This window comes from Dorea sp. AF36-15AT, from assembly GCF_003477705.1.
GTDB lineage: Bacteria > Bacillota > Clostridia > Lachnospirales > Lachnospiraceae > Claveliimonas > Claveliimonas ammoniilytica.
The window spans coordinates 86,755-113,001 of sequence record NZ_QUDV01000003.1; the positions used below are offsets into that span (position 1 = coordinate 86,755).

General features: G+C 45.2%; 24 protein-coding genes. 22 read left to right on the top strand and 2 right to left on the bottom strand.

Annotated features, from left to right (window positions below; translation table 11 throughout):
* The first annotated feature begins 10 nt into the window (after positions 1-10).
* The 8 genes from moaC (at position 11) to DWZ93_RS06315 (ending at position 8,936) form a co-directional block, all read left to right on the top strand.
* Positions 11-487: a cyclic pyranopterin monophosphate synthase MoaC gene (gene moaC, locus DWZ93_RS06280; RefSeq protein ID WP_118452319.1), complete on the top strand. Its 477-nt coding sequence runs from the start codon at positions 11-13 to the stop codon at positions 485-487.
* Positions 484-1,539 (top strand): sulfate/molybdate ABC transporter ATP-binding protein, encoded by a 1,056-nt coding sequence (locus tag DWZ93_RS06285; protein ID WP_118452320.1) that lies wholly within the window; start codon positions 484-486, stop codon positions 1,537-1,539. The genes moaC and DWZ93_RS06285 overlap by 4 nt, the downstream gene beginning before the upstream one ends.
* Positions 1,540-1,672: 133 nt before the next feature.
* The gene (locus DWZ93_RS06290) at positions 1,673-3,007 is read left to right on the top strand and encodes an ATP-binding protein (RefSeq protein ID WP_118382878.1); all 1,335 of its coding nucleotides are present in this window, start codon (positions 1,673-1,675) and stop codon (positions 3,005-3,007) included.
* Between the two features lie 86 nt (positions 3,008-3,093).
* Positions 3,094-4,485: an asparagine--tRNA ligase gene (gene asnS, locus DWZ93_RS06295; protein ID WP_118452321.1), complete on the top strand. Its 1,392-nt coding sequence runs from the start codon at positions 3,094-3,096 to the stop codon at positions 4,483-4,485.
* Between the two features lie 43 nt (positions 4,486-4,528).
* On the top strand, positions 4,529-5,218 hold the full coding sequence (vanR, locus tag DWZ93_RS06300; protein ID WP_118382880.1) for a VanR-ABDEGLN family response regulator transcription factor: 690 nt from the start codon (positions 4,529-4,531) through the stop codon (positions 5,216-5,218).
* Complete coding sequence (locus DWZ93_RS06305; RefSeq protein ID WP_118452322.1) at positions 5,208-6,434, top strand: sensor histidine kinase; 1,227 nt, start codon at positions 5,208-5,210, stop codon at positions 6,432-6,434. The genes vanR and DWZ93_RS06305 overlap by 11 nt, the downstream gene beginning before the upstream one ends.
* Complete coding sequence (locus DWZ93_RS06310) at positions 6,352-7,413, top strand: metallophosphoesterase family protein (protein WP_118452323.1); 1,062 nt, start codon at positions 6,352-6,354, stop codon at positions 7,411-7,413. The genes DWZ93_RS06305 and DWZ93_RS06310 overlap by 83 nt, the downstream gene beginning before the upstream one ends.
* Complete coding sequence (locus DWZ93_RS06315) at positions 7,410-8,936, top strand: ATP-binding protein (protein ID WP_118452324.1); 1,527 nt, start codon at positions 7,410-7,412, stop codon at positions 8,934-8,936. The genes DWZ93_RS06310 and DWZ93_RS06315 overlap by 4 nt, the downstream gene beginning before the upstream one ends.
* A 102-nt stretch (positions 8,937-9,038) precedes the next feature.
* On the opposite strand, the gene spoVG is transcribed toward DWZ93_RS06315, so the two are convergent.
* Complete coding sequence (gene spoVG / locus DWZ93_RS06320; RefSeq protein ID WP_118382884.1) at positions 9,039-9,317, bottom strand: septation regulator SpoVG; 279 nt, start codon at positions 9,315-9,317, stop codon at positions 9,039-9,041.
* 312 nt (positions 9,318-9,629) lie between these two features.
* Here spoVG and murC point away from each other — a divergent pair, with 312 nt between their 5' ends.
* From murC to DWZ93_RS06340, 4 genes are all read left to right on the top strand, one after another.
* A complete protein-coding gene (gene murC / locus DWZ93_RS06325; RefSeq protein ID WP_118382885.1) occupies positions 9,630-11,009 on the top strand; it encodes a UDP-N-acetylmuramate--L-alanine ligase in 1,380 nt (459 codons plus the stop codon).
* Positions 11,010-11,135: 126 nt separating this feature from the next.
* Positions 11,136-12,182, top strand: a complete 1,047-nt coding sequence (locus tag DWZ93_RS06330; RefSeq protein ID WP_118452325.1) for a DnaD domain protein — start codon at positions 11,136-11,138, stop codon at positions 12,180-12,182.
* Positions 12,183-12,227: 45 nt separating this feature from the next.
* A complete protein-coding gene (locus tag DWZ93_RS06335) occupies positions 12,228-13,217 on the top strand; it encodes an ATP-binding protein (protein ID WP_118382887.1) in 990 nt (329 codons plus the stop codon).
* 19 nt (positions 13,218-13,236) lie between these two features.
* A complete protein-coding gene (locus DWZ93_RS06340) occupies positions 13,237-14,427 on the top strand; it encodes a ribose-phosphate pyrophosphokinase (protein WP_118382888.1) in 1,191 nt (396 codons plus the stop codon).
* Between the two features lie 74 nt (positions 14,428-14,501).
* Here DWZ93_RS06340 and DWZ93_RS06345 read toward each other — a convergent pair whose 3' ends face one another.
* Positions 14,502-15,173: an RluA family pseudouridine synthase gene (locus tag DWZ93_RS06345; RefSeq protein WP_118452326.1), complete on the bottom strand. Its 672-nt coding sequence runs from the start codon at positions 15,171-15,173 to the stop codon at positions 14,502-14,504.
* Between the two features lie 293 nt (positions 15,174-15,466).
* Between DWZ93_RS06345 and DWZ93_RS06350 the strand changes: the two genes are divergently transcribed.
* The 10 genes from DWZ93_RS06350 (at position 15,467) to DWZ93_RS06395 (ending at position 26,246) form a co-directional block, all read left to right on the top strand.
* A complete protein-coding gene (locus DWZ93_RS06350) occupies positions 15,467-16,219 on the top strand; it encodes an ATP-binding cassette domain-containing protein (RefSeq protein ID WP_118382889.1) in 753 nt (250 codons plus the stop codon).
* Between the two features lies 1 nt (position 16,220).
* Positions 16,221-17,168, top strand: coding sequence for an ABC transporter permease (locus tag DWZ93_RS06355; protein ID WP_118452327.1), 948 nt, complete (start codon positions 16,221-16,223; stop codon positions 17,166-17,168).
* Positions 17,168-18,112 carry a carbohydrate kinase family protein gene (locus DWZ93_RS06360; protein WP_118452328.1) on the top strand — a complete coding sequence of 315 codons (945 nt, stop codon included), beginning with the start codon at positions 17,168-17,170 and terminating at the stop codon, positions 18,110-18,112. Before DWZ93_RS06355 ends, DWZ93_RS06360 begins: the two co-directional genes overlap by 1 nt.
* Positions 18,113-18,147: 35 nt before the next feature.
* Positions 18,148-19,254 carry a sugar ABC transporter substrate-binding protein gene (locus DWZ93_RS06365; protein ID WP_118382890.1) on the top strand — a complete coding sequence of 369 codons (1,107 nt, stop codon included), beginning with the start codon at positions 18,148-18,150 and terminating at the stop codon, positions 19,252-19,254.
* A gap of 126 nt (positions 19,255-19,380) precedes the next feature.
* Entirely contained in the window at positions 19,381-20,436 is a 1,056-nt protein-coding gene (locus tag DWZ93_RS06370) for an ADP-ribosylglycohydrolase family protein (RefSeq protein ID WP_118452329.1), read from the top strand.
* Positions 20,426-21,475: an ADP-ribosylglycohydrolase family protein gene (locus DWZ93_RS06375; protein ID WP_118452330.1), complete on the top strand. Its 1,050-nt coding sequence runs from the start codon at positions 20,426-20,428 to the stop codon at positions 21,473-21,475. The genes DWZ93_RS06370 and DWZ93_RS06375 overlap by 11 nt, the downstream gene beginning before the upstream one ends.
* On the top strand, positions 21,457-22,218 hold the full coding sequence (locus DWZ93_RS06380; protein WP_118452331.1) for a pseudouridine-5'-phosphate glycosidase: 762 nt from the start codon (positions 21,457-21,459) through the stop codon (positions 22,216-22,218). Before DWZ93_RS06375 ends, DWZ93_RS06380 begins: the two co-directional genes overlap by 19 nt.
* Before the next feature lie 39 nt (positions 22,219-22,257).
* Positions 22,258-24,567, top strand: a complete 2,310-nt coding sequence (locus DWZ93_RS06385; RefSeq protein WP_118452332.1) for a pyruvate formate lyase family protein — start codon at positions 22,258-22,260, stop codon at positions 24,565-24,567.
* 46 nt (positions 24,568-24,613) lie between these two features.
* A complete protein-coding gene (locus DWZ93_RS06390) occupies positions 24,614-25,729 on the top strand; it encodes a uroporphyrinogen decarboxylase family protein (protein ID WP_118452333.1) in 1,116 nt (371 codons plus the stop codon).
* Positions 25,730-25,742: 13 nt separating this feature from the next.
* Entirely contained in the window at positions 25,743-26,246 is a 504-nt protein-coding gene (locus DWZ93_RS06395; protein ID WP_118452334.1) for a cysteine hydrolase family protein, read from the top strand.
* The last annotated feature ends 1 nt before the right edge of the window (position 26,247 follow it).

Consider the following 26,247-nt stretch of genomic DNA (forward strand, 5'->3'; position numbering starts at 1 on the left):
AGGACAGGTTATGGGTGAGTTTACACATTTTAATGGACAGGGCGAAGCGATTATGGTGGATGTCAGTGAGAAGCAGGATACGGTAAGAGAAGCAACAGCGTCTGGGCGTATCCGTATGTCGGAGGAATGCTATGCAAAGGTGAAAGCCGGTGACATGAAGAAGGGGGATGTGCTGGGCGTGGCGCGGATCGCAGGCATCATGGGAACCAAGAAGACCTCAGAGCTGATTCCGCTGTGCCATATCCTGAATCTCAGTAAAGTAGAAGTGGAATTTATCTGTCACGATGAGACCTGTGAGATTGAGGTCAGATGTACGGCAAAAACGACAGGTAAGACGGGCGTAGAAATGGAAGCATTGACTGGTGTAAATGTAACACTGCTTACCATTTATGATATGTGCAAGGCAGTAGATAAAGGTATGGAAATCAATGAAGTCCATCTGCTCCGGAAATCCGGCGGCAAGAGCGGACTGTGGGAGAGAGTATGATTGAGATAAATATCAGCAGGACACTGGGAAGATTCCATCTGAATATGGAAGTGAAGAGTGACAGCAGGCGGATCGGCATCCTGGGGGCAAGTGGCTGTGGCAAGAGCATGACGCTAGGATGCATTGCCGGAATTGAGTCACCGGATCGGGGGCGGATCGTGCTGGAAGGACGCACGCTGTATGACAGAGATCAGAAGATCAATGTGAAGCCACAGAAGAGGAAGATCGGCTATCTGTTCCAGAATTATGCATTATTCCCGACCATGTCTGTGCGTAAGAATATTATGGCGGGGCTGAAATGCGGCAAGGCAGAGCAGGAGCAGATCGCAGATAAGATGATTACCAAGTTCCAGCTGGACGGACTGGGAGACCGGCTGCCGGGAGAGCTTTCCGGCGGGCAGCAACAGAGAGCAGCACTGGCAAGGATCATGGCTTATGAACCAGAGGTGATCCTGCTGGATGAGCCATTTTCCGCACTGGATGAATTTCTAAAAGACAGACTGCAGCAGGAACTGATTCAGATGCTGGAGGACTATCCGGGAACCGTTATTCTGGTGTCGCATAGTCGGGATGAGATCTACCGTTTCAGCGATGAACTGATCGTTATGGATCAGGGGAAAGTGGTGTGTCACGGAAACACGGAAGAGACGTTTGACTGCCCGGGATGGAAAGAAGCAGCAAGGCTGACCGGATGTAAGAATATCACGGAAGCCATCAGAGAAGACGAGCATCATCTGCAGGTGCCGGGCTGGGGTATCCGGTTTACCCTGGAACAGCAGATCGATGAGGAGATCCGTTATGTGGGAATCCGTGCGCATGATTTTGAACCAATCTGGCTTGCTGACGGAGAGCAGCCAGAGGAAGGATGGATAAAAGTAAAAGTGGACAGCGTTGCAAAGCTGCCGTTTGAACATAAGTATTTTCTGAAAGAATTAGAGAAACAGGAAGATGTCTGCTGGTTTGTGCAGAGAGAGCTGTGGGAAGTGCTGGAAGAGAAAGGCATGCCGGGGTGGCTTAAGATACCGGAAGAAAAATTACTGTTATTAAAATAAGGTGTTAAGTAGAGAAGACTTTGAGAATAATATGTTTCGAAGTCTTTTTTTGCTAAAAACGGTGACAAATATAAAAATATATGATACTATAACTAAAAATATAGAAATATGTAAACGAACAAGGAAGACAAATATGGAAGAGAATCAAAATGTTGAATGGAAAACGAAGTGGCGCGATGAATATTTAAAATGGATATGTGGGTTTGCAAATGCACAGGGTGGGAAAATCTACATAGGAACAGCAGACGATGGGACAATTGTTGGTGTGCAAAATAGTAAAGTATTGCTGGAAGATATTCCTAATAAAATACAAACAATGCTTGGAATTGTGGCAGATGTAAATTTGTTGTCGTCAAATGATAAAGAGTATATTGAAATTATAGTGAAACCTAGTAATTTTCCTGTTAATTATAAAGGGGAATATCATTATAGATCTGGCAGTACTAAACAGCAGTTAAAAGGAATTGCGCTTGCGGATTTCTTGGTAGAAAAAACAGGAGTTAGATGGGAAGATGTTCCAGTTCCCGGAATTGAAGTTGAAGATTTAGATAAGGATAGTTTTGACATTTTTAGAAGAGAAGCACTTCGGAGTAAAAGGATGACACAAGCAGACCTACGGATAAGTAATGAGGAGTTGATAGACAGTTTGGGTTTACAAACAGAAATTGGAATGAAGCGAGCAGCAATTATGATGTTTCACAGAAATCCCGAAAAATGGATTCCTGGATGTTATACCAAAATAGGAAAGTTTAGAAGTGCTTCGGATCTGCAATATCAAGATGAAGTACATGGTTCGTTGTTTTTGCAGGCAGATCGAGTGATTGAACTGATATATTTAAAGTATTTAAAGGCACCGATTACATACGATAATATGACCAGAATAGAAACATATCCATATCCTAAAGATGCGGTAAGAGAAGCTTATTATAATGCACTGATTCATTCCTGTTGGTTTAGCGGAACTCCAATTCAGATTAGAATAGAAGAAGAGGCAATGTATATTAGTAATGATTGTGTGTTCCCATTAGGCTGGACTGCGGAAACATTGATGCACAGACATAGGTCAAAACCATATAATCCGAGTATTGCAAACGCCTTTTTCAGAGCAGGTTATGTAGAAAGCTGGGGACGAGGAATTCAAAAGATATGTGAAAGCTGTAGGAATCATGGAACGGCACAGCCGGAATATTTTATTCATACTGAAGATATCATGGTGAAATTATCTGCGATTTCTCAAGAAGAAATAAAAAAAGTTTTAATCCGTCAACATGGCGGTTTAAATGGCGGTTTAGAAAATGAAATTATACAGACGCTAACGGAAGAACCTGGAATTACTCAGAAAAAAATGTCAGAAAAACTTAATACTCCTGTAAGAACGATTCAACGAGCATTGAAGAAATTGCGAGAAGAAGGTCTTGTAGAGCGTGTGGGCGGGAAAAAGTATGGATATTGGGAAATACATAAATGACAGAAATTCCGGTTCATAAACCCTGCGTTATGTGCTATAATAAGAAAGCATTTATAATGATACTATTTTAGAAGGAGTTATTTGGTATGGATTTGTTAACAATCAGAGAATTATATAAAGACCAGGAGAAGTATCTGAATCAGGAGATTACCATTGGGGGATGGGTAAGAAGTATCCGTGATTCCAAGACTTTTGGATTTATCGTAGTAAATGACGGAACATATTTTCAGCCGTTACAGGTAGTGTACAGCGACAAGCTGGACAACTTTGCTGAGATCTCTAAGATGAATGTCGGAGCAGCAATCATTGTGAAGGGTACACTGGTAGCAACTCCACAGGCAAAGCAGCCATTTGAGATCCAGGCAGAAGAAGTACAGATCGAGGGAGCATCCGCACCGGATTATCCGTTGCAGAAGAAGCGTCACAGCTTTGAGTATCTGCGTACCATCAGCCACCTGAGACCACGTACAAATACATTCCAGGCAGTGTTCCGCGTACGTTCACTGACAGCATATGCAATTCACAAGTTCTTCCAGGAGAGAGGATTTGTATATGTTCACACACCACTGATCACTGCAAGTGACTGTGAGGGCGCAGGTGAGATGTTCCAGGTAACTACACTGGATATGGATAATGTGCCTAAGACAGATGACGGCAAAGTAGATTACGCACAGGATTTCTTCGGCAAGCAGACAAGCCTTACCGTAAGTGGACAGCTGAATGGCGAGACTTATGCACAGGCATTCCGTAACATTTATACATTTGGACCGACATTCCGTGCAGAGAATTCTAATACGACACGTCATGCGGCAGAGTTCTGGATGATTGAGCCGGAGATCGCATTTGCAGATCTGGAAGACGATATGGAATTAGCAGAAGCTATGCTGAAATATGTCATTACTTACGTAATGGAGAATGCACCGGAAGAGATGAAGTTCTTTAATTCATTTGTAGACAAGGGACTGATCGACCGTCTGGAGAATGTGGTATCTTCTGACTTCGCAAGAGTGACTTATACAGAAGCTGTTGAGATGCTGGAGAAGCACAATGACAAATTCGATTACAAGGTATCCTGGGGCGTTGACCTGCAGACAGAGCATGAGCGTTATCTGACAGAGCAGGTATTTAAGCGTCCGGTATTTGTAACAGATTATCCGAAGGATATCAAAGCATTCTATATGAAGATGAATGATGATAATAAGACTGTGGCAGCAGTAGACTGTCTGGTACCTGGCATCGGTGAGATCATCGGAGGAAGCCAGAGAGAAGACGATTACGAGAAGCTGGCAGCGCGTATGGAAGAACTGGGTATGAAGACAGAGGATTATCAGTTCTACATGGATCTTCGTAAATACGGTTCTACCCGCCATGCCGGATTCGGACTGGGATTTGAAAGATGCATCATGTACCTGACCGGTATGAGCAATATCCGTGACGTAATCCCATTCCCAAGAACAGTAAACAATTGCGAGTTATAAGCAATTACAGATGATGATGCCGCAGACTGACAGGAGGGATAGTATGAATATATTAGTAGTAGATGACGAAAGAGAAATAGCAGATGTTATCGAACTGTATCTTCAGAATGATCAGTATTCGGTATTTAAGTTTTATACGGGACAGGACGCATTGGACTGCATCCGGGATAAGAAGATTGATCTGGCGATTCTGGATGTGATGCTTCCGGATATTGATGGCTTCCAGATTCTGAAGAAGATCCGTGAGAAGTATACATTTCCGGTTATCATGCTGACGGCGAAGACCGAATATATGGATAAGATCACGGGACTTACGTTGGGAGCGGATGATTATATGCCGAAGCCATTTAACCCATTGGAGCTGGCTGCGAGAGTCAAGGCGCAGCTCCGCCGGTATACGCAGTACAATGAAGTGGGTAAGGATGCCGGGGATGTGCTCGATGTGGGTGGTCTGTCCTTGAACCGTACCTCGCACGAGTGTATTTACAATGAGGTACCGCTGACACTGACACCGATTGAATTTGATATTCTGTGGCTGCTCTGTGAGAACCGGGGCAAGGTGATCAGTTCGGAAGAATTATTTGAAAAAGTATGGAATGAAAAGTACTATAAGAACAGTAATAATACGGTAATGGTGCATATCCGGCATCTCCGTGAGAAGCTGAGTGCGCCGACCGGTAACTCGGATTTCATTAAGACCGTATGGGGAGTAGGATACAAAGTTGAAGAATAATTATCGTAAGTTAAAGTTCAGTATTCTGCTGGAGACGGTGCTGATCACGGCACTGACTGTATTGGTTGGCGGCTTTCTTCTTAATTATGTGGTGGACGGAATTTACAACGACTCCTTTGCAAAGGGGTTTGTCAAGTTCATGGAAACCTTTCATATGGAAGAACAGACCGCCATTCATTTATATTGGAGACTGATTGGGAATAACAAGATCTTCTTTTTGATCATGGGATTCCTTCTGCTTTTTGCGCTGTTTTTCTACATTGCACTGACGCAGATGACGAGATATCTGGATCAGGTAGGAGATGGCATAGAGAATATTCTGTCGGAATCGTCTGAGCCGATTCATCTGATCACAGAGCTGAAGCCGATCGAGATCCGTCTGAATGAGATCAAGGCAACGCTGAAACGGCAGGAGCTGGAAGCAGTGGAGAGCGAAAAGCGTAAGAATGATATGGTGCTCTTTCTGGCGCATGATCTGAAGACGCCGCTGACATCGGTGGTGGCGTATCTGACCATGCTTGACAGCCATCCGGATATGTCGGTAGAGGAACGTGCCAAGTACACACACATTTCTCTGGAAAAAGCGATTCGTCTGGGTGATCTGATCAACGAGTTTTTTGATATTACCAAGTTCAGTTTGCAGGAATTTGAACTGGAGCCGGTAGATCTGAATCTGTCTATGATGCTGGAGCAGATTGCCGACGAGTTATATGGAGTGCTTCAGAAGAAGCATCTGACTTGTGAGGTGGAAGCAGAGGATGATCTGGAAGTGGAGGGAGATCCTGACAAGCTGGCTCGTGTATTTGACAATATTCTCAGGAATGCTGTGGCATACTGTTATGAGAACACAACGATTCGCATTGATGCGCATAGAAAGCGTGGCGATGTAGAGATTATATTTCAGAATGAGGGTAAGAAGATTCCCGGCGCCAAGCTGCAGACGATTTTTGAAAAATTCTATCGCCTGGATGATTCCCGTTCTACTGAGACGGGCGGTGCGGGACTGGGACTTGCCATTGCCCGTGAGATCGTAGAGCTTCACGGAGGTCGTATCATAGCCAAGAGTGATGATAATAAGACGCAATTTATAGTAACGCTGCCATCGAAGAGCAAGCAGGAAGAAGGAGACAGCGATGAGGTTCATACACATAGCGGACGTGCATCTAGGCGCAAGTCCGGACGCAGGAAAAAAGTACAGCGAAAAAAGAAAAAATGAGATCTGGGACAGCTTTCGCAAAGTGATCGAGGTGTGCCGCAGAGAGGAGACAGATCTGCTGCTGATTGCAGGAGATCTTTTTCACAGACAGCCGCTGCTTCGGGAACTGAAGGAAGTGGATGCCATGTTTGGAAGCATTCCGCATACACAGGTGGTGCTTGTGGCGGGCAATCATGACTATATTAAAAAGCAGTCATATTACCGTAATTATGCGTGGAATCAGAATGTGCACATGATCTTATCGGATGAAGTGTCGTGTATTCAGTTACCGACCATGAATCTGGCTGTGTATGGATGCAGCTATTATGAAAAAGAGAATCAGGAGTCGTTATATGAGCAGATAGAGTTAAAGGATATCTGCAGATATCATATTCTGCTGGCACATGGCGGGGATGCATCTCATTTGCCATTCCGCAAAACGGTTGTAGATGAGATTGGATTCGACTATGTGGCGTTGGGACATATCCACAAGCCAGAAGTGCTGATTCCAAACCGTATGGCATATGCTGGCGCGTTGGAGCCGATCGATCGCAATGATATCGGCGCGCATGGATTTGTGCGGGGAATTCTGGATCCGAGTGGATGCCGCATTTCTTTCGTGGAACATGCGGAACGCGAATATGTACATCTGGATGTACCGGTGGATGAAAAGATGACTGGCTATGATCTGCATACCAGGATTGACGAACTGATTGGTCAGAGGGGTGTACAGAATATGTATTGTCTGAGCCTGGAAGGCAGGCGTGATCCGGATGTGGCATTTGATCTGAGTCAGATGGATACTTTTGGAAATGTGCTGGAGATCATGGATCATACCAGACCGGCATATGACTATGAGAAACTTCTGGGACGCAATCAGGAGAATCTGTTGGGGCGCTATATCGCAAGCTTTGAAGGCGCAGAAGCCGACAGCACGGAATACGCAGCTTTATGCGAGGGAGTGCAGGCGCTGCTTGATACAAGGAGAGAACAGACATGAAGCTTAGGGAACTGAAACTGAAGAATTTCGGCAAATTTCATGATAAGAGCATTCAGCTTCAGGATGGGATCAATGTAATCTGTGGGGAGAATGAATCCGGCAAGACTACAATGCATACTTTTATTAAGGCAATGTTGTTTGGACTGGAGCGCGGACGCGGACGGGCGTCGGCGAAGGATACATTTTCCAGATATGAACCCTGGGAATACGGTAATTATTATTCGGGGGAACTGAAGTTTCAAAGCAATGAGAAAGATTTTTGTTTGCAAAGAAATTTTGATAAATATTCCAAGAGCGTTAAGTTATATTGTGAAACGGATGGCGAAGAATTATCTCCCGAGGATGGAGACCTGGAGATGGTGTTGGATGGACTGACAGCGTCGTCTTATGAGAACACACTGTGTATCGGGCAGCTCCATGCAGCGACGAACCAGGCACTGGCTGCGGAACTTAAGAATTATGCGACTGGTTATTATATGACCGGAGACAGTGATATTGATGTGTCAGCAGCGCGAGCGGAATTATTTGAGAAGAAGAAGGAAGCTGACCGGGAAGCAAGGGAGATGCTGCAGCGCAAAGAGCGTAAGAGGGAGGCGTTAGAACAGGAAGCGGCACATATATGGAGAGACATTCATTATATGGACAGCGAGTTAAAGGAAGTAGAACTGGAATTACAGTACCGGGATGTGGATGAAGTGGAAGAAGAACCGGCAGAAGAAGTGCCGACATCCAGGTGGAGAGTGCATCCACTGGAAATTGTGGCAATTATAGGTGCCTGTATCCTGCTTTTGTGTGTGTTGCCTGGTCCGTGGAATTCGCTGGTCACGACTGTAGTTATCGTGCTTGGAATCATCTATATCTGGAACAGGATGAAGGTCGGCAAGCGGAAAGCGAAGACAGAAGAAGTGGCAGAAGAACTGGATGTCGGGGAAGAGCTGATATCGACAGAGAAGCTTCGGTGGAAGAAAGAACAACTGACCAATATGCGTAAGGAAAAGCAGATTGAATATGAGAATCTTCAGGAAAGTCTCCGGGAACTGGATCATATGAGTATGGATTACAGGGAAGTGGACCGTAAGAGAGAAGCACTTATGCTGGCAATCAGTCGTCTTGACATGCTGACTTCGGAAATGCAGAAGCAGATGGAACAGGTGCTGAACCGTAAAGCATCTGCGGTCATGGAGAAGCTGACGGATGGAAGATACAGCCGTCTGGTGATTAATGATTCTCTGCACATGCATGTATGGCATGAGAATCAGCAGATCGCGGTAGAACAGCTCAGCCAGGGAACGTTGGAACAGATTTATTTTGCGTTGCGGATGGCAGTAGCAGATCTTCTGTATGCGGAAGATTATCCGATTATTCTGGACGATACCTTTGCATATTATGATGATACCAGACTGGAACGGGCAATGGCGTGGCTTGCAGAATCGGGAAGACAGGTGCTTTTATTTACCTGTCATCACAGAGAAGGAGAACTGTTGAAAAAAATGAATATTGCTTATACAGATATAAGACTATAAAGAAAGGGAGTCATCACTTCTTGAAACGATGTTCATGAAGTAGTGACTCTCTTTCTTTGGTTGGCTGACCCCGAGTATTGTGCCTCTCTCTGATATCAAAACCTATGCTGTCTCCTGGGAATCTTCCTGCATAGCTTCTTCGTATTTTCTGAGAATTATGCTCTGAATCCGCTCTCTTGTGCCAGAGTTGATTGGATGCGCAACATCCCGATATTCACCGTCCGCTGTCTTCTTGCTAGGCATTGCAATGAAAAGCCCCTTTTCCCCCTCAATCACTTTGATATCATGTACTACGAACTCTTCATCCATAGTAATAGATACCACAGCTTTGAGCTTTCCCTCCTTTGCAACTTTGCGCACACGTACATCTGTAATCTGCATGGCGTATTCAGCTCCTTTCTCCGGCAATAGTTCTAGCCGGCATTCCTCTATTCTTTTTATCCCACTATTGTTACAGCACATCAATGACTGTTAATAATGATATATGTCAAGTATAGCATAGATTGCTCTGCGTGTGAACAAATATTACAAAAAAAATATAAAATAGCAAAGAAAATTGTTTAAAATTTACAAGAGTAAGTGCAGTTTATTTTTGCAAAGAGAAACATGATGTTTTATGACGTTTACAGCTTGGATTTTTTTAAATATATGTTTATAATAAGATAGATAGAATAGGCTAGGAGGCTTTGATTAATGTATAAGATTAATTTTGGAGAGCCAATCCATGTGCATTTTATTGGCATTGGCGGAATAAGCATGAGCGGACTTGCAGAGGTATTGTTAAAAGAGGGATTTGCAGTATCGGGATCTGATGCCAAAGAGTCAGCTCTGACAGACCATCTTGAACAGATGGGAGCAAAAGTGTTTTATGGACAGAAAGCGTCCAATATTATAGACGGAATTGATGTAGTAGTATATACAGCTGCAATCCATGAAGATAACGAAGAATTTATGGAGGCAAAGAGACAGAAGCTTCCAATGCTCAGTCGTGCAGAACTTCTGGGTCAGTTGATGCGTAATTATGATATGCCGATCGCAGTATCAGGTACCCATGGTAAGACAACTACGACATCTATGCTGTCACAGATTCTGTTGGCAGATGATCAGGATCCGACATTATCGGTAGGAGGTATCCTGAAGGCAATTGGCGGTAATATCCGTGTTGGAGATTCAGAACTCTTTGTGGCGGAGGCATGTGAGTATACCAACAGTTTCCTGCATCTGTTTCCGAAGCTTGCGATTATCCTGAATATTGATGCGGATCATCTGGACTTCTTTAAGGACCTTCAGGATATCCGTAATTCGTTCCGCAAGTTTGCTGAATTACTTCCGGAAGATGGTGTGCTGGTAATCAATCAGCAGATTCCGAATGTGGAAGAGATTACAGATGGTCTGGCATGTAAGGTGGTAACCTTTGGCACGGATCCGTCCGCAGATTACAGCGCAGCAGACATTGCACATGACGAAGTGGGAGATTCTTCCTTCAATGTGATGCATGACGGACAGAAGATGGGACGCATGGCACTTTCTGTGACAGGTGAGCACAATGTGCTGAATGCATTGTCAGCCATTGCGGCAGCAGATATTCTGGGTATTCCATTTGTGTCTATGCAGAAAGGTCTGAAGGAGTTCCGTGGAACGAATCGTAGATTTGAATATAAAGGTACAAAAAATGGATTCACGATCATAGATGATTATGCACATCATCCGACCGAGATCCGGGCAACACTGACAGCAGCAGAGAATTACCCGCATAAAGAAGTGTGGTGTATTTTCCAGCCACATACCTACACCAGAACCAAGGCATTATTTGATGAGTTTGTTGATGCACTTTCTACAACAGACCATGTGATTCTGGCAGATATCTATGCTGCAAGAGAGACGGATACACTGGGGGTATCCTCAGAACAGATCGCAGAAGCATTGAAGAAAAAAGGCTGTGACGCATATTATCTGCCGTCTTTTGAGAAGATCGAAGAATTCGTTCTGGAAAGATGTCAGAAGGGGGATGTGTTGATAACTATGGGAGCCGGAGATGTTGTAAATATAGGAGAAAAGCTCCTTCAGGACTAGTTATCCACATTATCCACATGAATTTATCAACAAAAAAGACAGATTTTGCGTGAAAAAAAACTTTTTCGGTTTATTCCTCGATGCTATAATGTGTATGCTATGAGATGAGAGACGAGGAAGATCGAGATGACGAAATTAACTTTGACAAATTGCGTACAGGGTTATGCAACCCTGGTTGAGAATGAATTTATAGATAAATACATGGCAGAAGCGAATGGCGAGTATGTAAAGGTATACCTTTTATTATTGCGCTATAAGTGCGATCCATCTGTGAACCTTGGTGTGTCGGAAATTGCCGATATTCTGGACTGTACAGAGAAGGATGTCAATCGTGCACTGGATTACTGGACGAAGAAAGGTCTGCTTGATGTTGCCAAGAGCGGAGCTCAGTCTGCACCGCAGGCGCAGGAGAGAGAAGCGGCTGCGACACCGGCGAAGAAGGCAGCGCAGACAATGATTTCTATGGTGAAGAAGCCAGAGAGTCCGGCGACACCGGAACCTAAGTCTGCACAGACACCGAGTGAGAAGAACCGCAAGGAATTCCGCGAGATTACGCATGTGACAGAGTTGTATCTGGGTAAGACACTGACCAAGACAGAAGTAGAAGAACTGGTGTATTTTTACGATGTACTTGGAATGTCAGCGGATCTGATCGAGTATCTGATTGAATATTGCGTAGAGAATGGGCATAAGAGCATACATTATATTAAGAAAGTTGCACTGTCCTGGAATGACCAGCATGTGACGACTGTAAAGGAAGCTAAGGATGCATCCGGTAAGTATAATAAGAACAGCTATGCGGTGTTGAACGCATACGGCATCAAAGGCCGGGCACCGGCAGAGCCTGAGATGGCATATATTTCCAGATGGAATGATGAGTATGGATTTTCGCCGGAACTGATCGTGGAAGCGTGTAATCGTACTATGAATACGATCCATCAGCCGAGTTTTGATTATACGGAATCGATCCTGAAGAGCTGGATGGATAAGGGAGTCAGAGACATTACTGATGTGAAGGCACTGGATCTGGTACATATGAAAGAAAAAGAAGCCAAGAAGACAGCAGTACCGAGAACATCAAGCCGTACCGCGAAGAGCAAGTTTAATAATTTTGAAGGACGCAAGTATCAGGATATGGATGAGCTTACCAGAAAGCTGATCGAGACCCGGTAGCATATTGATTCATATATTAATTCTTACATTGACAAGGAGAGAGCAGTGGCACTTACCAATTCGCAGTATGATCATTTCATGCGTATATATGAAAAGAGACAATTGGATAATGAAAACCGACTGCGGGGACGCTATGAAGAGGTATATGATCGGATCCCGAGACTTCGTGAGCTGGATCAGTCTATTTCGGAGCTTAGTGTTCGACAGGCACGCCGGATGCTGGATGGAGATGAGAGTGCGCTTACTGCATTAAAAGAAGATCTCCATCTTCTTTTTGAAGAAAAGAAACTGCTGTTGACCCAGGCTGGATATCGCGCCGATTATCTTGAATTATCCTATACCTGTCCGGATTGCAAGGACACCGGTTATATAGGAAAAGAAAAGTGCCATTGTTTTAAAAAGGCAATTATAGATTACATGTATACACAGTCCAATCTGCAGGAAATATTACAAAAAGAGAATTTCAATACATTTTCTATGGACTACTATTCGGACAGCCATATCGACCCGCTGACAGGCAGATCTTCCAGAGAAGCGATCCAGACGGCGGTCAGGGCATGTCAGGAATTTACGCAGAACTTTGCAAAGGATGGAGGCAATCTACTGCTTTACGGAGACACTGGTGTGGGCAAGACATTTTTGACGCACTGTGTGGCGAAGGAGCTTTTAGATCAGACATTTTCCGTAATATACTTTACAGCAAGCCAGTTATTTGATATCTTTGCAAAGAAGCAGTTTGAAAAGGATGAGGATGCAGCGCGGGATTATGAACATATATATGACTGTGATCTGCTGCTCATAGATGATCTGGGGACAGAATTTGCAAATGGATTTACTATCTCACAGATGTTTGTCTGTCTGAATGAAAGATTACTGCGTGGCAAGTCTACGATGATATCCACGAATCTTTCACTGGATGATCTTAATAATATGTACTCGGAAAGGGTGTTTTCCCGTATTACCAGTGCATACACTGTTCTTCGGATTACCGGAGACGATATACGAATTCAAAAGAAACTTATGGGCAGAAAATAATTTTAGGAGGTACTTACAGATGATGCGCCGTAACGAACGTAACTTGGACAATATCCCGGTAGGAGCTTTGGGAATTATCGCACTTGACGGATGTCAGGAGATGGGAAACAGGGTGGATGAATACCTTGCCAAATGGCGTCATGAGGATGGATCTGAGTATAAGGATAATATCGCATTTTCCGGATATGAGAAGGACTCATATCTGCTCAGCGCAAAGGTGCCTAGATTCGGTTCCGGAGAAGCGAAGGGTATTATCAATGAGTCTGTACGAGGCAAAGACATCTATATTCTGGTAGATGTATGTAATTACAGTTGCACTTATTCTATGAGTGGTCACGTGAACCACATGTCACCGGATGACCATTATCAGAACCTGAAGAGAATTATTGCTGCCATTGGTGGTAAGGCAAGACGTATCAATGTCATTATGCCATTCCTGTACGAGAGCCGTCAGCACAAGAGAGGCGGAAGAGAGTCTCTGGACTGTGCACTGGCACTGCAGGAGCTGGTACGCATGGGCGTAGACAATATCATTACATTCGATGCGCACGATCCGCGTGTACAGAATGCAATCCCGCTCAGCGGATTCGAGACGGTACGTCCGACTTATCAGTTTGTAAAAGGACTTCTGGGAACAGTTAAAGATCTGAAGATTGACAGTCAGCATATGATGTCAATCAGCCCGGACGAGGGAGCTACAGAGAGAGCCGTATACCTTGCAAATGTGCTGAACCTGGATATGGGTATGTTCTATAAGAGAAGAGACTGCAGTCGTGTAGTAAATGGACGTAATCCGATTATTGCACACGAGTTCCTGGGATCTTCTGTAGAAGGCAAGGATGTGATAATTCTGGATGATATGATTTCATCAGGAGACAGCATCCTGGATGTGGCAAAACAGTTAAAGCAGCGCAAGGCTAAGAGAATCTATGCAGCAGCTACATTCGGTCTGTTCACAAGCGGACTGGACAAATTTGATGAAGCATATGAAGAAGGCATTCTGAATGGTGTGCTGACAACGAACCTGATCTATCAGACACCGGAGCTTCTGTCTAAGCCGTACTACATTAACTGTGATATGAGCAAGTATCTTGCGCTTCTGATCGATACACTGAACCATGACAGCTCTATCGGAAGCATTCTGGATCCGGCAGATCGTATCCAGCATGTAGTAAACATGTATAACAATGGTGAGGAAGTGCTTCCATAAATGAAAGCAGGTTAATAAAGTGAAAATATAAATCGGCGGTTCCATTACGGAATCGCCGATTTTAAGTTAATAGTTTATGAAAATGGCACCTGAAATTCCAGCGGAGTTCCGGTGATCGGATGGTGGAACGCGAGTTTGTATGCACAGAGTTTGATTTCCTGCCATCCTTTTTTTTGCGCATTTGGATTGTATTTGGTGTCGCCGACGATTGGACAGCCCATATGGGCTAATTGTACACGGATCTGATGGTGGCGTCCGGTGTCCAGGGTGACTTCCAGGAGAGTCTGTTCGGCTTCTCTGGAATGAATGCGATAACTTAAGCGTGCCTCTTTGGCACCATGGGTGTGGTGGTCACATACTCTGGAAGTATTGCTCTTGCTGTCTTTGACAAGGTAATTGACGAGTGTATCGGTCTCTTTGGACGGACAGCCGTCGACCAGCGCCATATAGTGTTTGCCGAAGCCTTCATTTGTTAACTGATGGTTCAGATTCCGGGCAGCCTTTGGATTCTTGGCAAATACCAGAATACCGGATACGGGCTGATCCAGTCTGTGGACTACGGCCAGATACGGTGCAGATCTATGTTTGTGTGAAGAAGAACGGTGTTCTGTCTCAGCCAGATGGTTCAGGATCATGTGCTCCAGATCAGGAGTGCTGATACGATGGCTTTGGGTGGCAAGACCATGCGGCTTGAAACAGACGATAATGTCTGGATCTTCATATAATATCTGTAATTCCTGTCTCATAAATATCTCCCCTTATTATGATGATAGTGTTTTTGCCCCAACCTAATTTAAACACAGTAGCAAAAAATGTGCAAGTGATAGAGTGGTTATAAAAAAATCCTATAAATTTATAGATAACACAAATAAATACGACTCACTTATAGATAAAGCCGATTTGTCAGACTATAAAACGAGTGATATAATAGTTGTGCGAAGTAAAAAGAAATACAAAGGGATTTGTATTTTAAAATATAAAAGTTATAAACCAATTAAAAAGATGGGTTATAGAAAATATCAATATATACGAGGTTTTTATGAGTGAGGCATATTTAAAAGCAATCGAATTGCATAAGGATTTCGGACATGTACAGGCACTCCGAGGGGTGTCTGTAGCAGCGTATGAAGGAGAGGTACTTGCAATCGTTGGTGATAACGGCGCAGGTAAGTCCACGCTGATCAAAATCCTGTCCGGAGTATTGAGACCAGATCAGGGCAAGATCAAAGTAGGTGATCAGGAATACACAGGTCTGACTACCAGAGGGGCAATCGAGGCAGGTGTGTCCACCGTATATCAGGATCTGGCACTGGGTAATACGATGGATGTGACATCGAACCTGTTCCTGGGAAATGAGCATTCCAGATTCGGATTTTTGAAAAAGAAGGCAATGAATAAGAAAGCAGAAGAACTGCTTCGGAATCTGGATATCAGAATTCCGGATGTGACGATTCCGGTTGGGAATCTGAGTGGTGGTCAGAGACAGGGCGTAGCAGTAGCGCGTCTGGTGAATCGCGGTGGTAAGGTGTTTATCTTTGATGAACCGACAGCAGCGATGGGACTGAATGAGACGAATGCAGTACTGAAGCTGATCCGCAGACTGGCATCGGATGGATATGTGGTAATTGTGATCAGCCACAATATGCCGCAGGTATTTGATATTTCGGATCGGATCTGTATTATGCGGCAGGGCAGGGTGATCGGCGAGATGAAGACCTGTGAGACGACCATGGACGAGGTGGTGTCTATGATTACAGGCGCAAAAGAAAAACAGGGACAGGCAGGTGCTTAGCGTGAAAAAGAAATTACAGGGACATTCATATATGATTTTTCTGATCACAATACTGGTCGTATTGATCATGGTATTATCTATTGCATCGCCATTTTTCCTTTCCTGGAAGAATTGCAGGAATATTCTGAATCAGTCAGCTATTTATCTGGTGCTGTCTGTGGGAATGACATTCGTGATCTGTATGGGAGAGATTGATCTGTCGGTAGGTGCGATCATTGGATTCTCCGGTATGATCATGGGTATGCTATGTGTGGCAGGCGTGCCGTCACTGGCGGCTGCACTTTTAGGACTTGCAGTATCAGCCCTGATCGGTGTGGTCAATGGCGCGCTGGTAGCGTATGGTAAGATCAGTTCATTTATTGTGACGCTTGCAAGTATGACAGTGCTTCGGGGAGTGATTCTGGTATGGACCAATTCCAAGCCGATTTACGGATTTTCGGATATTTTTACATTCCTGGGTTCAGGTAAGATCGGGCCGATCAATGTGCCGATCGTATTGTCATTGCTGATCGCAGTGATCGGAGCAGTGATCCTGCATAAGACAGTGCTTGGTAATTATTGTCTGTTCTGTGGAACCAGTGCACTGGCATTGAATCGTTCCGGCGTAGATGTTAAGAAGTTAAAAATAGTGATTTATGCGATCTGTGGACTGTGCGCAGGTATCGCAGGCATGATTGTAACAGCCAGACTGAATTCGGCAGAGCCGCTGGCTGGGCAGGGATATGAGATGGATGCCATTGCGGCAGCGGTTCTCGGAGGAACCAGTATGCAGGGCGGCAAGGGCAATGTAGCAGGTACCGTGGTTGCCTGCCTGATCCTGAATATTCTGAAGAACGGACTTGTACTTCTCTCAGTATCTTCTCATTATCAGGAAGTGCTGACTGGTGTGATATTAGTAATAGCGGTACTCATTTCGGAGAGCAATCGCAGAAAAAGGAGTGAAGTATAATGGACAAAAAAGTATTATCACTGGGCGCGATCGCCATGGATGTAGTGCTGAACAGCTATGAGCTTCCAAAGGATGACGGATTTGCCTTGATTCATCATGAAGAAATGCTTCCGGGCGGCAGCGCATCCAATGTATCAGTAGCGTGTGCGAGCCTTGGCATGGAAGCATATCAGACCGGTAAGATCGGTGATGACGAGGTAGGAAGCCAGTTTCGTAAGACACTGGTAGCAGATCATGTGGATGACCGATATGTGGTAACAAAAGAAAAAGGAACTACCTTGCATACTTATATTATTACGGCACCGGGCGGTAAACACTGTATTTTTGCAAATGCGGGAGATGCGGTATGCACACTGACTCCGGAGGAGCTTCCGGCTGATATTATGGATGGCATGGATATTTTCTACAATGATATGTTCTCGCCGAAAGCAGCCATCTGGCTGGCAGAGAAAGCACTGGAGCAGGGTAAGCCTGTCATTTACAATATGCAGTGTGTGCCAAGTTTCATGGAAACTTGTGGGACAAGCCGTGAAGAGATTGAGAAGATGATGGAATTGTGTACTGTATTTATCAGTGGACGTGCCGGATACGAGGAGATGACCGGAGAGACAGATCCTTACAAAGCGATGCGCATGATTCAGGATAAATATCATGTAGAAAAAGGAGTAATCCTGACAGCAGGAGGCGAGGGCGCTTACTGGTATGATGGAGAACACGAGTATCATGCTCCGGCATATGAAGTAGAACCGGTAGATACGACAGGTGCAGGAGACTGCTTTATCGGTGGATTGCTGTATTCATATTTTGGAGAAGAAAAAGACGAAGCTTATGCATTGAAGTTCGCTAATGCAACGGCAGCTGTCAAATGTACGATCGCGGGACCAAGAAGCCGTGCAACCGTACAGGATGTATTGCATTTAATGGGGGAGAACCTCATTGAATAATAAATCTTACTAAGAGTTAAACAAGGAGGAGCAAAATGAAAAAGAAATTAGTAAGCATTTTATTGTGTGTATCAATGGTATCCGCAATGGTAGCAGGATGCGGAAGCAGTTCTTCAGACGAGAAGAAAGAGGATACTAAGACAGAAGACACAGAAAAGAAAGATGACGCAAAGGAAGATGCTGCGTCAGGAGAAGACACATTGTTTACTCAGGCGATGGCACAGGTAGACGAAGACTTTGCACCACTGCCGAAGAAAGACAGCGGAGTGAAGCTTGCAGCTATCGAAAGTACACTGGCTAATTCTTTCTGGGTAACTATGCAGGAAGGTTACGAAGACACAGCCAAAGAGTATGGCGTAGATATTGACGTGCAGGCAACGGATTCTGATACAGATACAGCTGGACAGCTGAATATTCTGGAAAATATGCTCGTTAAAGATTACGCAGCAATCGCTGTATCTCCACTGACAGGTGACTGCCTGATTTCCGGTATTGTAAAAGCTAATCAGGATGAAGTACCGATCATCACAACAGGTAACGAAGTGGATGCTGATGCATTGAAAGAAGCCGGCGGATCTCTGACAGGTATGATCACGGTAGACTTCAAGTCTCAGGGAGAAATGGGAGCTCAGTACATCATTGATAATAACAAGAGCGACAGCAAGAAGGTAGCTGTTATCGCTGGTAACGAAGGTGGTACACAGGCAGACGCTCGTAGAGATGGAGCAAAAGAGACATTTGAGGCAGCCGGTTATGATGTAGTAGCAGTTGAGCAGTGTGATTTCGACGTACAGAAAGCATATGATGCAGCTACAGCTATTATCGAAGCTAACCCGGATCTTGCAGGTATCGCTTGTGGTAACGATGATATGGCACTTGGTGTTGTAAAGGCTCTTCAGGAAAAAGACATGAAAGATCAGGTTATGGTAGTTGGTGTTGACTTCACAGAAGAAGCTAAAGCAGCAATCGAAGACGGAACATATGATGCAACAGTAGCTATGTCTCCATACCTTATGGGTAGAGAAGCTGTTATCATGATGCTGAAAGCCCTGGAAGGACAGGAAGTAACAAGCATTGGCGACAGCACACCAATGGCACTGGTTAATGCTGACAACGTAGCTGAGATGTCTGACTGGCACTAAGCGTTAGGAAAGTAATGAGGCGGAAATATCCGCTTGATCATAAGGGGGAGATGTGTAATACATCTCCCCTTTCGTGCATATGGGCAGGAACAGTGGCTGCCCGCGTGCTATAATAGAGGCGAGGTGATGAATGTGTATAGCTTAAATGACAGAATCCTGGGATGTCTGATCGGAGCAGGAGCCGGCGATGCCATGGGAGCAGCAACTGAGAGCCGGACGACCGAACAGATCCTTCAGTATTTCGGACACAAGGTGACAGATTTTGAAGTGACGCCAATGGATACATTTGCCAAAGGCAACCAACCGGGGCAGGCAACAGATGATTTTAGTTCGGCGTATTTTATTACCAGACATATTATCGACCACGATGGTGAGATCACGTCCGAAGTGGTAAAAGAGGCATTAATTGACTGGTCAGAACACCCGATATTTTTTGACCGTTTTGCGGGACCGACAACTCGTATGGCAATCCGCCGTTATAAGGGAGAGGAGATACCGGAATCTGATACGATCCAACTGCTTCCGAGACAGGCAACCAACGGTGCGGCCATGAAGATTGCACCAATCGGTCTGTTTAATCCTGGTAATGTAGATCAGGCGATCTATGATGCAGCGGTAGTAACCATGGTAACGCATGATAATTATCTGGCGATTTCCGGCGGAAGTGCAGTGGCAGCAGCGGTTGCGGAAGCGGTAACACCGGATGCAGATGTGTACAGTATTATTCAGGCAGGGATCTACGGTGCGAAAGAGGGAGCACGCATCGGCAGAGAAATGGGCAGAGATGTAGCTGGCCCATCGGTAGTAAAACGAATTGAGATGGCGGTAGATATCGGACTTGGCAAGGGGACACAGGAAGAGAAAATGGTCGAGATTGCAGAGCGGATCGGCATGGGACTTCATGTAGCAGAGGCAATTCCGAGTGCATTTGGCTTCTTCGCTGCAGGCAGCGGGAATCCGATGGATGCAATTATCGGTGCGGTAAATGCGGGATACGATACAGACACAGTAGCGACCATGGCGGGAGCAATTGCAGGAGCACTGTCGGGATCAGCAGCATTTCCGGAGCATTTCTTACCGACAATGGAAAAAATCAATGGATTTGAGATCCGTAAAATGGCAGACGATGTAGAGCGGATTGCAGGTATCAGACAGAAACGGGGTGAGCAGAATGTACGATAAGATATTGGGGTGCCTGCTGGGCGCAGCGACGGGAGATGCGATGGGAGCAGCTACAGAGGCCAAGTCTACCGGACAGATCAAGGAGATCTTTGGCGGACGTGTGGAATCTTTTCAGGAACCGCCAAGAGACGTACAGGCGAGAGGACGAAAGCCGGGTCAGGTGACGGATGCATTCAGTATACCGTATATGTTGACAAATGCAATCGTGCAGGCAGATGGTAAGATTACCAGAGAGATCGCAATGGAATCCCTGTTGGAGTGGGGAGATACCGAGTATTTTGAACCATTTGCGGGCATGACCACCAGAAAAGCAATTATTGAGATGAACCGGCAGAAGAAAATGAATACCTGGGATTATATCGGACATTTGGGCAATAAGCTGTTTAAGGGACATTATTATGCACTGTCCTCTAATGGAGCTGCGGTAAAAGCGTATCCGGCGGGCTTGTTCAGCAATGGAAATGTGGATAAAGCAATTGAAAATGCAGTGGAGATTGCGATATCTTCCCACGATGATCCATGGTCAGTGTCAGGAGCATGCGCGATCGCGGCAGCAATCTGCGAGGCTATGAAGTATGATGCAACTGTATACAACATTGTGCAGGCAGCAAAATATGGATGCAGAGAGGGCGAAGCACTTGCCAGAAAACGGACAGATATTCATGTGTATCCGGGACCATCGGTTGCAAAACGATTGGATATGGCAATTGACATTGCACTCCATACTTCGGACGATAAGAATCCGGTTGATGAGCTGCGTGACCGCATCGGAAGCGGACCGGCGATCGCAGAGACGGTACCGACAGCAATCGGTATTTTTATCGCGGAGCGCGGTGATAGCATGAAATGCATCTGCGATGGAGTAAATATCGGAGATGAGACCAGTGCGATCGCAAGTATTGTGGGAGCGCTGTGCGGTACGTTCCGCGGAAGCAGGAGTTTTCCGGAAGACTATCTGGATTTCTTAAATGAGCAGAATGGATTTGATCTGGAACTGCAGGCAGGAGCAGTGTTATCAGCATGCGAGAATTTATCATAGAGTCGGCACTGCTGACACATGGTCTGAAAAGTATCGGCAGTGAGCGTTTGAAACAAGAATTGGATAAAAAATGGAAGATTGCATGGCTGGATCACGGGCAGACGATTGTAGGAAATGTGGACGAGTTCTGTGAGTTTCGGGAGCGGGCAGCAGACTATGGGCGCGTGAATTATTTTAATTACGATCAGGCAGTTCGTGCAGGGAGATCAGGCGCATTGACCGCATCGGGAGCCATGCGGGTGTGTGAAGACAGAAAGATTCCGCTTGTGGTGACTTGTGGAATCGGAGGATTAGTGCCAGATCAATGTGCAGAGAAATGCAATGATCTGCGGGCGTTGATGCAGTCGAAAGTGTCGATGCTGGCAACGTCATTTAAAGATATGTTTGATTTTTTATATTCGGTTGAACAGGCAGAAAAATCAGGTGTCCGGGTATGTGTGTCTGATGAAACATTGCCGGGAGGATATGTGTTTCTGCCTCAGGAAGCGTCCGGGACAAGACTGGCTGAGGGAAAGACTGCCACACCTCATATGCTGTGCCTGAACCCTATCCCGGCAGAGAAACGGATTCAGGATCGCGGTATATTGGAAGAAGCAGTTATTTACGGAAAAAAACAGGAAAAGCAAGGGTGCTATTTTCATCCGGCGGTGAATGCAAAGATTGATGAATTGACAGGTGGAAGATCGTCAGAGATCCAACTGGAGTCATTGATTGCCAATGCGCACTTTGCAGAAGATATATGAGTATAATGGATGTAAATTGATAGTAGGAAGGATAAAGACATGAGAACAAAACGGACCGTCACCAGACGGATACAGGTATTAAAAGAAAATCGAAAGAAATATGCCAGAACATCCGAGATTCCGGTGCGTGATGATGCATACCGGGAGGCGGTCCGGGAACACCCGGAGGCATCTGTGGAAGAACAGTATGCATATGGATTTGCAAATACACTGGCGAAAAAGGAGATTCTTATACCAGAGGATGATCTTTTGGCAGGGTATTTGTTTCAGTATGCATATAATGTGAATTTCCCAATGAAGGTATCAGAAGACTTTGATCCGGCAGAGCGTGCGAAGTTCCAGATGGACATGGAGCGAGAAATAGAAGAAACAAAAGAATTGCAATCAGAATCTGCATCAGATGAGCTGGATGAATTTGCGGATGCTGTGGAGACCTGGCTTGTGAAACACTGGCATTCGGGACATACGCTTGCCGGATATGAGATGCTTCTTAACACTGGATGGGGAGCATTGCTCTCGCGGGTGGAAGAACAGCTTGGAAAAGCGCAGAGTGAAAAAGAAAAGCAGACGGCACATGCGTTCTGTATTGTATTAAAAGCATGTATGAGTTACATGCACCGCTATCTGGAAGAAACAGAAAGGCAATTAAATAAGTTAAAAAGAAATAATAAAATTGACAATAATGATTATGACGACGGATTCGGAACCAGGAGGGAATGTTTGGAACGAATGAGGGACGCATTGATGAATATAGAGACAAAGGCACCGGAGACATTTTATGAGGCGTTGCAGTTACTGACGCTTGCCAATGAGATGATGTACTGCGAGAATATTCCATCGGGCATTTCTCTTGGCAGGATTGATTATTATCTGTATCCGTTTTACCAAAAGGATGTGGATGCAGGAAGACTTAATTATGAAGAAACGGGTGAATTGATAGAGGCTTTCTGGCTCAAATGCAGCTGTCAGAAAAAAGCTTATCAGAATATGACTCTTGGTGGATGTGATGCGGATGGCAGATGCGCGGTGAATGATCTGACTTACCTGTGTCTGGAGTCTGCAGCAAATCTTCGTGTGGATCAGCCGTCGGTGAATTTCCGGTGGACAGATGATATGCCGGAAGAGGCATGGCAGGCAGTGCTTGCATTGATCCGAACGGGCATGGGATTTCCGGCGCTCTTTTATGATCCGTGCTGCATGAAAGCGCAGATGAAAAATGGTGTGTTGAAAGAAGATGTGTGGAATTATGGATTTGTAGGCTGCGTGGAAATGGCGATTCCGGGGAAGGAAAATGCGATGACGGAGCTGGCAAGGCTGAATCTGCCAAAGCTTCTGAACCTGCTTCTACATCAGGGGAAAGATACCTGTAGTGACAAAACATTCCGGATGAAGAATCAGAAAAGCCTAGTTGAATTTGAAACTTATGAAGAACTTGAACAAGCGTATCTGAACGAATTGGAATACTGGGTACGAAAGATTATCCGCAATCTGAACCGCATCGAGCATCTGTATGCAGAGAAATATCCCCTTCCGTATCTGTCTGTGCTGACGGAAGATTGTATAGGCAGCAGAAAGGATGTTATGGCAGGCGGTGCGAGATATACCGGCGTGGGATTTAATCTGGGAGGCATTGGGACAGCAGTAGATGCATTGGCGGCAATCCAGGATGTGATCTATGATAAGAACATGCTTACGTTGGAGGAATGTGTGGAGATTACAGATCATGATTTTGAAAATGCCGGTTATATGCTGCAGTATATGTCAGCGCGTGCACCGAAATACGGTAACGATCAGTGTAGAAAACAGGATGCCGATCGGATCGCGGTCAAGATGGAAAGAATGGTATCAGACATTTTGAAGGAATACCGGAATTACTGGGGTGGTCCATACCGGTTGGGATTATATACAGTAGAAGATCATGCTATTATGGGCATGCACACAGGCGCAACAGCAGACGGAAGAAAGAGTGGAGAATCCTTGTCTAACTCGTCTGGAGCATCCCAGGGAAAGGATACCCATGGACCAACTGCACTGATTAATTCGGTTACGAATTTTCCGATGGAAGAAGCTGGCAATGGCATGGTATTAGATGTGAAATTTACGCCATCTTTATTAGAAGAAGAGACCGGGAAACGGGCATTGCGGAGTTTGATTGAGACGTATTTTCATAAGGGTGGCATGGAAATACAGATCAGTATAGTGTCAGTGGAGACACTTAGGGCAGCACAGGAGCACCCGGAGAATTACGCGGATCTGATCGTGCGGGTGTCGGGATTCAGTGCATATTTCTGCTCGCTCAGAAAGGCAACGCAGGATGAGATCATCAAGCGGACAGAACATGTGATGTAAGTGCATTTGGTTGAAAGATATTACAGGTTTGGAAAGAGGCTATGGGATGACAAAGGAAGAACTTTACCGAGAATTGGTGAAGCAGAAAATGGAAATGACACCTGGCGAACGGATGAAAGCATACATGGCAGGAGAAGAAGTGGACTGCATTCCGCACAGGTTATTGTCAGCGGATGATGCCCTGGGTGTGGCATGGGGATATTCCAAGCATGATCTGTATAACAACCTGGATGTTCGTGCAGCGCAGCTCAGGAAGAAGCAGGAATTATACGGTGATGCATCGATTCCGTTCAAATTGGGACTTCGTGGAATGGGAATCGCCCTTGGCTCAGAGGAAATTGTATCAGATCGCGGAGAAAATGATATTGGCAGACGTTTTTTAGATACATATGATAAATTATACATTTTGGAAGAATTTGAGGTGGAAAGCAATCCATGGATGCAGAAGAAGATTGAGACTGTGCAGGAAATGAAACAGAGACTTCCAGAGTTGAAATACAGTGGTGGTATGGCAGGACCGATTACGACAGCGATTGCTATGCGACCGATTGAATATGTGTTGCGGGACATGCGGAAGGCACCGAAGGAGTTACATCGGCTGTTAGAATTAATTGTTGTGTGTAATCTAAAATATGTACGGGCTGGGTATGAAAAGCTGGGAATTACATCCTGGTCGATTTCAGATCCTGTTACTACTACAGATATTCTGGGCGTGCGGTATTTCAGAGAATTTTCCAGTCCATATCTGAAGAAGCTTCACGATGGCATTGTTTATATTACAGGATCGGAACCTACGATTCATATCTGCGGACACAGTAGGCTAATCTGGGAAGATCTTGCAGATTGTGGATTTACAATGCTAAGCGTGGATAACTGTGAAAATATGTTGGATTTTCAGCGAATTGTCGGTAATCGGATGTTCCTGACCGGCAATGTACCGCCGGTGGACGTGATGCGGAACGGAACCATTGATGATGTGATCGAGGCTGTGAAAGGGTCCTTACGTACCGGAGCAGAGAACCCAAAAGGGTTCATGCTGAACACAGGGTGTCAGGTATCGATGGGAGTACCTCTTGAGAATATGGATGCGTTTTTCTATGCAGCACGGAAATACGGTGCCGGGGCACAGATCGGACAGATGCCGAAAGGAATTTTAAAGTAGGAGGAGTTATAACATGAAAACATTAATCGTAGTTGATATGCAGAATGATTTTATTGACGGTTCGCTTGGCACAAAGGAAGCGCAGGACATTGTGCCGAAAGTAGCAGCCAAGATCAGAGAATATCAGGAAGCAGGAGATCAGATCATTTTCACGAGGGATACGCATGGTGAGGATTATCTCGAGACGCCGGAGGGCAAGAAGCTTCCGGTGGAGCATTGCATCAAGGGAACGAAGGGATGGATGATCGCGGATGGTCTGGAAGTGGACGGCGCAGAGTACATAGACAAACCGAATTTTGGATGGTCACATTGGAATGAGTGGACATTTGATGAGATTGAGATGGTTGGTCTATGTACTGACATCTGTGTGGTATCGAACGCATTGATCCTGAAAGCCGAGTTCCCGGAAGTGAAGATCACCGTAGATGCATCCTGCTGTGCAGGTGTTACGCCTGAGAGCCATGAGGCGGCTCTTTTAACTATGAAAATGTGTCAGATTGATGTGATACATGAATAAT